Origin of the sequence: Streptomyces lycii (assembly GCF_009735685.1) — a bacterium.
GTDB classification, from domain to species: Bacteria; Actinomycetota; Actinomycetes; order Streptomycetales; family Streptomycetaceae; genus Streptomyces; species Streptomyces lycii.
The window spans coordinates 1-1,820 of record NZ_WHPN01000046.1; the positions used below are offsets into that span (position 1 = coordinate 1).

The 1,820-nt window shown below is 70.5% G+C and carries 1 protein-coding gene; it reads left to right on the top strand.

Annotated elements, in window-relative coordinates:
- Positions 1-495: 495 nt before the first annotated feature.
- Positions 496-1,820, top strand: a 1,325-nt coding sequence (locus GCU69_RS02435) for a M6 family metalloprotease domain-containing protein (RefSeq protein WP_408055751.1), incomplete at its 3' end; no start/stop codon positions are given.

Consider the following 1,820-nt stretch of genomic DNA (forward strand, 5'->3'; position numbering starts at 1 on the left):
CGGTGGGCGCGTGACACCGGTCGCCGCCGCGAACGGCCGCGCGGCAGTGCTGCGCGCCGACGGGCTCCGACGGAAAATCTGACTACTTTCCGTCACTGTCGGCAGGGCGATACCGGGTGCCGTGCCCGGCCTGTCGGATGATCCGCTCACCGTTCACTCCCGCTGAGGACTCGGCTCGTACAGATTCGCAAAGGTGGTCGGGCCGGTGGCGAATGGCCGCCGTTGGGGGGAATCCGCGCTGGAAATGTGCCGATCATAGGGGCTCGCGCAAGTCGTCTTCCACCGTTCCGGACGTGAGCCGGGGCACGTCGGATCGGCTGTCTGATCGTTTCTGCACGACCGTGTGCGAGGTTGAAGACTCACAGACTGTTCGTGACGTTGCGTTACGTATAGACATACCAGCGGCGTCACCCGACCGGAGCAGTGAAACGGGCCGCCTGTCGACAAATGCACGCAATGTGGACAGGGTCCCGTATCCGGATCCGGGAGGTTGACGTGAAGCGCCGGCAGACACCCGGGGGAGTGGGGCGGCGGTCCCGGCCGCGGTACCGCCGGCCTGCCGCCGCGGCGACCTCCTTCACGGCCCTGTTGGCCACCTCGCTCGTCGCGGGCCCCGCCTCGGCCGCCGTGATCGGCGACGCCTGCGCGCTGGCCCGCACGGCCGTCCATCACTCGGAGGGCGTCGACACCTGGAACGAGACCTATCCGCAGCCTTCCGGGCAGTTGGACGCGGTGATGGTCTTCCTGTCCTTCCCCGACTCCGAGCCCATGGCCTCCCCGGACGAGCTGTTCCCCGAGTACTTCCCCGCCACCTCGCGCTTCTTCGAGCGGGCCTCCTACGGCAGCTTCCGGCTCCGGGCCCACCCGGTGCGCAAGTGGCTGGAGATGCCCGCGGAGTCGACCTCGTACGGAATAGGGCGGGACTGGGACGCCGATCTGCGCGCCGCCTATTTGGGTGATGCGGTGGAACTCGTTGACCGGCAGGTGGATTTCTCCCGGTACGACCTGGTCTATCTGGTGGCCGATCCGGACGCCCCCGGAGTCGACTCCGACGCGACCAAGGTCGTCAACTTCGACGAGCCGATGCGGGTCGACGACACCGAGCTGCGCAGGATCGTCACCGTGTTCGAGCAGCGTCCGCCGGACCGCAACGTCCTCGCACACGAGACCGGACACGTCTTCGACCTCCCCGACCTCTACCACCGCCCGAAGGACGGCCGGGGCGACTGGGACACGCACGTGGGCGACTGGGACCTCATGGGAAGCCAGTTCGGGCTCGCCCCGGAACCGTTCGGCTGGCACAAGTGGAAGCTCGGCTGGCTCGGTGACACGCAGGTCAACTGCGTGCGCGGGGAGGGCGAGAGCCTGCACGGCCTGCTGCCCGTCGGCGCCGGTGACGGGCCCGCTCCCGTCACCGGACCCCGGCTGCTCGTGATCCGCACGGGAGCGGACACCGCGCTCGCCGTCGAGGTCCGCACCGCCTCGGGCAACGACGTCGCGACCTGCGCCGAGGGCGTACTGGCCTACCGGGTGCACAGCGGGGTCGCCTCCGCGGACGGGCCGATCGAGGTCCTGGACGGCCATCCGCGCACCGGCGCCTGCTGGGACACCTCGGTCTACCCGGAACTGGCGGACGCTCCCATCGGCGTCGGCGAAAGCCTGACCGACCCGGAGAGCGGGGTGACGATCGAGGTCACCGGGACCGACGCGGAGGGCCGCTGGACGGTACGGGTCGAACGGCCCTCCGCCCCGGCCGAGGCGGTCGCCGGAGCGCTGGGCGCGGGCGGCGGCGGGGAGTCCGGCGAGACGGGCCGCCGGGC